The sequence below is a fragment of the Bradyrhizobium sp. YR681 genome (assembly GCF_000282615.1).
Classification (GTDB): domain Bacteria; phylum Pseudomonadota; class Alphaproteobacteria; order Rhizobiales; family Xanthobacteraceae; genus Bradyrhizobium.
This window is the reverse complement of the sequence record NZ_AKIY01000202.1, coordinates 49,544-57,996: the sequence shown is the minus strand read 5'-3', so window position 1 is coordinate 57,996 and position 8,453 is coordinate 49,544. Positions and strand designations below refer to the sequence as shown.

General features: G+C 64.7%; 9 protein-coding genes. 7 read left to right on the top strand and 2 right to left on the bottom strand.

Features of this window, described 5'->3' with window-relative positions:
- The coding region (locus PMI42_RS19125) for a GTP-binding protein (protein ID WP_008137072.1) at positions 1-760 on the bottom strand (760 nt) is incomplete at its 3' end.
- A gap of 20 nt (positions 761-780) precedes the next feature.
- Positions 781-1,575: a sulfate adenylyltransferase subunit CysD gene (gene cysD / locus PMI42_RS19120; RefSeq protein WP_035966115.1), complete on the bottom strand. Its 795-nt coding sequence runs from the start codon at positions 1,573-1,575 to the stop codon at positions 781-783.
- A gap of 236 nt (positions 1,576-1,811) precedes the next feature.
- On the opposite strand from cysD, the gene cysG reads away from it, so the two are divergent.
- The 7 genes from cysG to cysT all read left to right on the top strand — a co-directional run bounded on the left by cysG (position 1,812) and on the right by cysT (position 8,451).
- Entirely contained in the window at positions 1,812-3,230 is a 1,419-nt protein-coding gene (gene cysG / locus PMI42_RS19115; RefSeq protein WP_008137067.1) for a siroheme synthase CysG, read from the top strand.
- Positions 3,227-3,535, top strand: a complete 309-nt coding sequence (locus PMI42_RS19110) for a DUF2849 domain-containing protein (RefSeq protein ID WP_008137066.1) — start codon at positions 3,227-3,229, stop codon at positions 3,533-3,535. The genes cysG and PMI42_RS19110 overlap by 4 nt, the downstream gene beginning before the upstream one ends.
- 42 nt (positions 3,536-3,577) lie before the next feature.
- Positions 3,578-5,233, top strand: a complete 1,656-nt coding sequence (locus tag PMI42_RS19105; protein ID WP_008137065.1) for a nitrite/sulfite reductase — start codon at positions 3,578-3,580, stop codon at positions 5,231-5,233.
- The gene (locus PMI42_RS19100) at positions 5,220-5,735 is read left to right on the top strand and encodes a DUF934 domain-containing protein (protein WP_008137064.1); all 516 of its coding nucleotides are present in this window, start codon (positions 5,220-5,222) and stop codon (positions 5,733-5,735) included. The genes PMI42_RS19105 and PMI42_RS19100 overlap by 14 nt, the downstream gene beginning before the upstream one ends.
- Entirely contained in the window at positions 5,732-6,463 is a 732-nt protein-coding gene (locus tag PMI42_RS19095) for a phosphoadenylyl-sulfate reductase (protein WP_008137057.1), read from the top strand. The genes PMI42_RS19100 and PMI42_RS19095 overlap by 4 nt, the downstream gene beginning before the upstream one ends.
- Before the next feature lie 112 nt (positions 6,464-6,575).
- Complete coding sequence (locus PMI42_RS19090) at positions 6,576-7,577, top strand: sulfate ABC transporter substrate-binding protein (protein ID WP_085969646.1); 1,002 nt, start codon at positions 6,576-6,578, stop codon at positions 7,575-7,577.
- Positions 7,578-7,614: 37 nt separating this feature from the next.
- Complete coding sequence (cysT, locus tag PMI42_RS19085; protein WP_081502931.1) at positions 7,615-8,451, top strand: sulfate ABC transporter permease subunit CysT; 837 nt, start codon at positions 7,615-7,617, stop codon at positions 8,449-8,451.
- The last annotated feature ends 2 nt before the right edge of the window (positions 8,452-8,453 follow it).

Here is an 8,453-nt window from a genome sequence, read left to right as displayed (position 1 = left end):
GCCCCGCCACGATGCGGCGGTCGTCGAACTTGTAGATCGCCTGCACCGGTAGCCGCAGTGCCAGCGCTTCCAGCGGGCGCGCCGGCTGGAGCTGGTCGAGCGCCTCGACCACGGTCGGACCCTTGTACCAGCCGATGCGGCCGGTGCGCTCCGCGACGCCATCGCCATCGCGGGCGGAAATCGGGATCACGGCCGTGGGCTTCACGCCGAGGCCGTTGAGATGCGCCGAAATCTCGTCGCTGATCTCCTGGAAGCGTTCGGCGGAGAAGTCGACGCGGTCCATCTTGTTGACGACGACCGCGACCTGCTTCACGCCAAGCAGATGCAGGAGATAGCCGTGCCGGCGGGTCTGGTCGCGCACGCCTTCCAGCGCGTCGATGATCAGCACCGCGCCGTCGGCCTGGGAAGCGCCGGTGATCATGTTGCGCAAAAATTCAGCATGGCCGGGCGCGTCGATCAGGACGATGTCGCGCGAATTGGTGCGGAAGCGGATCTGCGTGGTGTCGATGGTGATGCCCTGGTCGCGCTCGGTCTGGAGCGCGTCGAGCAGGAACGACCATTCGAACGGCATGCCGCGCCGCGCGCTGACGGCTTTGAGCATCTCGAGCTTGCCGTCGGGCAGGCTGCCGGTCTCGTGCAGCAGGCGGCCGACCAGCGTCGACTTGCCGTGGTCGACATGGCCGACGATGACGATGCGAACCTGCGGACGCGTGGTGCCGTTCGGGGTGGCCGGCGAAGCAGGGGTGACAATCATGTTCATAGCCGGGTGTCGTCCTTGGATCAGAGATAGCCGGCGACGCGCAGGCGCTCGAAGGCGTCCTCGGTCTCGTGGTCGAGCGCACGCCCCGCACGTTCCGGCACCTTGGTCTGCTCAAGCTCCGCCAGGATCTCGTCGATGTTGGATGCGGTCGAATTCACGGGGTTGGTGATGTCCTGATCGCCCAGCGAGCGATAGCGCTTGCCGTTCTGCGACAGATACAGCGGGATGATCGGGATGTTCTCGCGCTTGGTGTAGGCCCAGATGTCGGCCTCGGTCCAATGCAGGATCGGGTGGATGCGCAAATGCGCGCCTTGTGGCGGCGACGCGTTGAAATGATCCCAGAATTCCGGCGGCTGGTCGCGCACGTCCCAATTGCCTTCGAGCCCGCGCGGGGAGAACACGCGCTCCTTGGCGCGGGTCGCCTCCTCGTCGCGGCGGATGCCGGCGATCAGGCCGTCAAAGCCGTATTTGCCGAGCGCCATCTTGAGCCCCTCGGTCTTGCGTGCGGCGGAACGGGCGGCCGGCGGCAGCGTTGGGTCGACGGCATCGATGGGCGGGCAGGGCTCGACGCGCAGGTCGAGATCCCACTCCTTGCCGTAATGATCGCGGAAGCGATACATCTCCGGAAACTTCTTGCCGGTGTCGACATGGAGGGCGGGGAACGGCAGGCGGCCAAAGAAGGCCTTGCGCGCCAGCCAGATCATGACGTTGGAGTCCTTGCCGAGCGACCACAGCAGGGCAATCTTCTTCAAACGGCCAAAAGCCTCACGGAAGATGTAGATGCTCTGGGCCTCGAGCTGGTCCAGATGGTCCATGCCGGGGGCGGTCAGCCCGACGGAAATGTGCTCGGAAACGGGGGGGCGGGAGTCCCGTCCATCTGCACCTGAATCGGTCCTGAGAAGATGCATCTCTGCCACTTTGCGTTTGGAGGCGAAAATTCTATAGTTGCAGTGCGAAAGAGAAGAAAAAATTTTCTCTTTGCGCGCTCGAAACGACACATATATAGAAAATAATTCCAGTCAACCCCGGATGTGGGGGAAGCGAGTATCGCATGCGGTTCTTGCCGGTGTTCCTCGATCTCAAGGCCGGTCCGGTGGTCCTCATCGGCGCGGGTGAGCTTTTGCGCGCAAAACTGCGCGTGCTCGCCGCGGCCGGCGCGCGCCTCCGCGTGCATGCGATCGACGGCAACCATGATTTCGGCCTCGGCGAGGCGGCGGGCATCGACATCGCGACCGGCGATCCGATGACTGCCGATCTTGCGGGCGTCATCGCCATCGTCTGCGCAGGGGCGGGTGACGTCGGCGTTGCGATGTCGGCGCGCGCAAAATCGCTCGGCCTGCCCGTCAACGTCATGGACGATCTCGAGCATTCCAGCTTCATCTTCCCCGCCATCGTCGATCGCGGCGATGTCGTGGTCGCGGTCGGCACCGGCGGCACCTCGCCTGTGGTAGCGCGGCGCGTGCGCGAGAAGATCGAGGCGTTGCTGCCCGCCCGTATCGGCGAACTCGCCGAGTTCATCGGCGGCTTCCGCAAATCCATCAACGAGCGCATTGCCGAGTTTCCGCTGCGCCGCCGCTTCTGGGAGCGGGTCATCGACGGCCCGATCGGCGCCGCCGTGCTGGCCGGCCGCAAGAGCGAGGCGGACGAGGCACTCAAGGCGATTTCCGATCCATCCACATTCGCGCGCGCCGACAAACCGGAAGGCTCGGTCGCGCTGGTCGGCGCCGGCCCGGGCGACCCCGATCTTCTCACCATCAAGGCGTTGCGCGCGTTGCAGGACGCCGACATCGTCTTCCACGACGAACTGGTCTCGGGCGAAATTCTCGACCGCATCCGCCGCGACACCACGCGCGTTGCGGTCGGCCGCCGTGTCGGCAAGCCCGGCATCGGCCAGGACGCCATCAACACGCGCATGATCGAGGCCGCGCAGTCCGGCCAGCGCGTGGTGCGGCTGAAGGGCGGCGACCCTTTCGTGTTCGGACGCGGCGGCGAAGAGGTCGAAGCGCTGCGCGCCGCCGGCATCGCCTACACGATTATTCCCGGCATCACGGCCGGGCTCGGTGGTGCCGCCGATTTCGAGGTGCCGCTCACCTACCGTCACGAAGCGACCCGCATCACCTTCCTTACCGCGCACAAGGCGCGCGATGCCGAGAACGTGGATTGGTCGACGCTGACCGACACCAAAATGACGGTCGTGGTTTACATGGGCATGACGGCCGCGCCTGCCATACGTGCGGGCCTGTTCGCCGCCGGCCGTTCGCCGGAGACGCCGGTCGGCGTGTTCGCCCGCGTCACGCGCCCCGACGCGCAGGGCGCGATCGGGACGCTGCGCGACCTGCCTGAGCTGGTGCGGCAAACCCATGGCGGTCCCGCCATCCTCATCATCGGCGACGTGGTCCGGCATGCCGGCTCGCTTCGCCGCGAAACCCCGAAACAAATCCTCTCTGACCTGCTGGATGCTGCCGAATGACCTCTCCCCTGCAACAGAAACTCAAGATCAACGGTTCCTCCGTGGTGACCGCCAACCGCACCTGGGATGGTGTTGTCGTCTACCGTACCGCTGCCAAGGGCTGGTCGGCGGACCTGGCGGACGCCGCGATCGTGCGAAACTCCGACGAGGCGAAAGCGTTGCTCGCCGAGGCCGTGGCCGATGACGTCGGCGCGATCGGTCCCTATATCGCGCCGGTACAGGTCGACGAAGCCGGCAAGATCCTGCCGGGCAATCTGCGCGAGCAGATCCGCCGCGACGGCGTGACCATCGACCTGCCGGTCTGATCGCGGGTCGAGCTGCAAGTCGAGCTTTAAGGCACTTCAATCATGTATGCTTACGACGAAATCGACCGCACGCTGGTCAACGAGCGCGTCTCGGAATTCCGCGACCAGGTGCAGCGCCGCCTCTCGGGCGAACTCACCGAAGACGAATTCAAGATGCTGCGCCTGCAGAACGGCGTCTATCTGCAACTGCACGCCTATATGTTCCGCGTTGCGATCCCCTATGGAACGCTGGCGTCGAACCAGCTGCGGCGGCTCGCCCATGTCGCGCGCAAATACGACCGCGGCTACGGCCATTTCACCACCCGCCAGAACATCCAGTTCAACTGGATCAAGCTGTCGGACCTGCCGGATGCGCTGGCGGATCTCGCCGAAGTCGGCATCCACGCGATGCAGACCTCCGGCAACAACATGCGCAACGTCACCTCGGACCAATGGGCCGGCGTCGCACCCGGCGAGATCGAGGACCCGCGCATCTGGTCGGAGCTGATCCGCCAGCACACCACGCTGCATCCGGAATTCTCGTTCCTGCCGCGCAAGTTCAAGATCGCGATCACCGCATCGGATCACGACCGCGCCGCGATCAAGGTTCATGATATCGGCCTGCGTCTGATCAAGAACGAGAAGAATGAGACCGGCTTCGAGGTGCTGGTCGGCGGCGGTCTCGGCCGCACGCCCTTCATCGGCAAGACCATCAAGCACTTCGTCCATGGCCGCGACCTGCTGAGCTACATCGAGGCCATCCTGCGCGTCTACAACCAGTACGGACGCCGTGACAACATCTACAAGGCGCGCATCAAGATCCTGGTGCATGAGCTCGGCATCGAGAAGTTCTCGCGCGAGGTCGAGGAGGAGTGGCAGCACATCCGCAACTCCTCGCTCCAGATCGACGACGAGGTGATCGAGGACATCCGCTCGCGCTTCATCTATCCGGCCTACGAGAAGCTGCCGCATATGCCGGACGAGCTGCGGCAGGCCGCGGCCGATCCCGATTTCGAGGCGTGGCGCAAGAACTCCGTCGCCGCGCACAAGAACCCCGGCTACTCCATCGTCACGATCTCGCTGAAGCCGATCGGAGCGCCTCCGGGCGATGCCACGGCCGAGCAGATGGATGCGCTGGCCGATCTTGCCGACACATATTCCTTCGGCGAGATCCGCGTCGGCCATGAGCAGAACCTGGCGCTGCCGCACGTCGCCAAGCGCGATTTGCCGGCGCTGTGGAAGGCGCTCGACAAGCTTGGCCTGGCGACGCCGAACGTCAACCTGATCACCGACATCATCGCCTGCCCGGGGCTGGACTATTGCTCGCTGGCGAATGCGCGCTCGATCCCGATCGCGCAGGAGCTGACGCGACGCTTCGCCAATCACGAGCTCGCCAATCTGATCGGCCGGCTCCACATCAACATCTCCGGCTGCATCAACGCCTGCGGCCACCACCATGTCGGCCATATCGGCATTCTCGGCGTCGAGAAGAACGGCGAGGAGGTCTACCAGATCACCATCGGCGGCCGTGCCGACGAGAGCGCCGCGCTCGGCAATCTGATCGGCCCCGGCGTCAAGTTCGACGAGGTCGCCGACGTCGTCGAGGACATCGTGGAAGCTTATCTTGCGCTGCGCGAGCGGCCCGAGGAGCTGTTCGTCGACACCGTGAAGCGCCTCGGTGTCGAACCTTTCAAGGAGCGCGTCTATGCCACTCGTTAACGGCGGAAAAATCGCCGACGACAGTTTCGTCAAGCTGGCCGTCGACACGCCGCTGCCGGAGGGCGGCGATGTCCTCGTGCCGGCCGAGCGCTTTCTGAGCGATACCGATGCGCTGCTCAAGCGTGGCGGCAAGGTCGGCGTGATCTGGCCGAACAATCGCGATATCGGCGAACTCGTGCCTCATCTCGGCGAGATCGCCGTAGTGGCGCTGGTGTTTCCGAGCTTCCGTGATGGTCGCGCCTACAGCCAGGCGCGGCTGCTGCGCGAGCGCTACAATTATCGCGGCGAGCTCCGTGCGACGGGGCAGGTGCTGCGCGACCAGTTCGTGTTCATGCTGCGTGCCGGCTTCGACTCGTTCGAGGTGAAGAAGCAGGCTGACGCCGAAGCCTTCATGCAGACCGCAAAACGCTATTCGGTGTTCTACCAGCCGACCGGCGACGGCCGCATCACGGCGCTGCACCGGCGCATGCAGCTGCGTCACTCCGAGGGTGTCGGCACGTGAACGCCATCGCCCCTCAGGTCTCGTCGACGCCGGTCTCTGCACGGCCTTCGGCGGAGGAGTTCGATCGCGCCTTGCGCGATGCCTCGCCCGCGGAGATCATCGCTGCGGCCCTGAAGGCGGTTGGTCGTGAAAAACTCGCGCTGGTGTCGTCCTTCGGAACGGAATCGGCGACGCTGCTCAAGGTGATGGCGGACGTCGATCCGGCGATCCCCGTGATCTTCCTCGACACCGGCTGGCTGTTCGAGGAGACGCTGGCTTATCGCGATACGCTGATCGCGACGCTCGGCCTCAAGGACGTCCGTTCGATCAAGCCGGCGGAAGAGTCCTTGTTGCGCGAGGATCCCGAGCGCGATCTCTGGTTCTCCGATCCCGATGCCTGCTGCCGCATTCGTAAGGTCGAGCCGCTGTCGCGTGCGCTAAAGCCGTTCAATGCCTGGCTCAACGGCCGCAAGCGCTTCCAGGGCAATGCGCGCGCCGACATTCCGGTCGTCGAGGACGACGGCGCGCGGTTGAAGTTCAATCCCTTCGCCAACGTGTCGCGCGAGGAGCTCGAGGCGATCTTCGTCCGCGCCAAATTGCCGCGTCATCCGCTGGCTGCCTCCGGTTTCCTGTCGGTTGGGTGTATGCCTTGCACGAGCAGAACGAGCGAAGGCGAGGATGCACGCGCCGGTCGCTGGCGCGGCCGGGCGAAGACAGAATGCGGCATCCACACGATGAAGACTTCGTAGCACAGTCAGGCTGTCCGGCTACGAACAAGGAAATCCGGTTCCGTTGACTTGAGAGCGTTTCGCCCTGAGTTATGCCCGCATGCCATCGACGGCGCCGATGCCGTCGAGGTGAATGGAGATGGACATGATGCGCCGTATCGTTCCGCTCGCGGCAGGACTGCTTTGGGCAAGCTCGGCTCTCGCCGCTGACATCAATCTTTTGAACGTGTCGTACGATCCCACGCGGGAGCTCTATGCCGAGTTCAACAAGTCGTTCGCGGCCGCCTATCAGAAGGAGACCGGCAAGAGCGTCGAGATCAAGCAGTCTCATGGCGGCAGCGGTTCGCAGGCGCGCGCCGTGATCGACGGCTTGCAGGCCGATGTGGTGACGCTCGCGCTCGCCTATGACATCGACGCCATCGCCGGCAAAGGTCTCACCGCAGCCGACTGGCAGAAGCGTCTGCCGCAGAATTCATCGCCCTACACCTCGACCATCGTGTTCCTGGTCCGCAAGGGCAATCCCAAGGGCATTAAGGACTGGGACGACCTGCTCAAGCCCGGCGTCGCCGTGATCACGCCGAACCCGAAAACATCAGGGGGCGCGCGCTGGAATTATCTGGCGGCCTGGGGCTTTGCCCAGAAGAAGTACGGCTCGGCCGACAAGGCCAAGGAGTTCGTCGGCAAGCTGTTCCAGCAGGTGCCGGTGCTCGACACTGGTGCGCGCGGCGCCACCGTGACCTTCGTCGAGCGCGGCGTCGGCGACGTGCTGCTTGCCTGGGAGAACGAGGCTTACCTCGCGCTGAAGGAATTCGGCCCCGAAAAGTTCGCGATCGTGGCGCCGCCGCTGTCGATCCTCGCCGAGCCGCCGGTCGCGATCGTCGACAAGGTTGCCGACAAGAAGGGCACCCGCAATGCGGCCGATGCCTACCTCCAGTACTGGTACACCAAAGAGGGGCAGGAGATCGCCGCGCGCAACTTCTATCGCCCGCGCGACGCCGAGACCGCCAGGAAGTACGAAAATTCCTTCGCCAAGGTCGAACTATTCACGATCGACGACGTTTTTGGTGGTTGGACCAAGGCGCAGAAGGAACATTTCGCCGACGGGGGCATTTTTGACCAGATCTACAAGAACTGATCTGGCGCTGTCTTAAGGGGCTTTAGCAGGGGGCCTGGTGAGCGCATTCGCAGCACGACGCCGAACGTTGCCGGGCTTCGGTCTCACGATGGGACTGACGCTGACCTGGCTGTCCGTCATCATCCTGATCCCGCTCGCCGGGCTGTTCCTGAAATCGCTCGAACTCAGCCCGGAGCAGTTCTGGAACATCCTTTCCAGCCGCCGCACCCTGAACGCCTTGCGGGTTTCATTCGGCCTCGCCTTTGCGGCGGCCTGCGTCAATCTCGTGATGGGCAGCATCATCGTCTGGGCGCTGGTGCGCTACCGCTTTCCCGGCCGGCGCATTTTTGACGCCATCGTGGACGTTCCGTTCGCGCTGCCGACGGCCGTGGCCGGCGTCGCGCTGACGGCGCTGTTCGCTGAGAAGGGCTGGCTGGGCGCACCGCTCGCCGCGCTCGGCATCAAGGTGGCATTCACGCCGGTCGGCATCTTCGTCGCCATGATCTTCATCGGCATTCCCTTCGTGGTGCGCACGGTGCAGCCGGTGCTCCAGGATCTCGATCCCGAGATCGAGGAGGCCGCTGGCAGTCTCGGTGCCAGCCGCTGGCAGACCATCATCCGCGTCATCCTGCCCTCGCTCGCACCGGCGCTGCTCACCGGCCTTGCGCTCGCCTTCGCCCGCGCCGTCGGCGAATACGGCTCGGTGATCTTCATTGCGGGCAATCTGCCGAACGTCTCCGAGATCGCACCGCTGCTGATCGTGATCCGGCTGTCCGAATTCCGCTACGCCGATGCGACCGCGATCGCGGTGGTCATGCTCGTCGTCTCCTTCGTCATCATCTTCGCGGTCAACCGGCTCCAGCGCTGGGCGCAGAGCCGGATCCCGGCGCGCTGAGG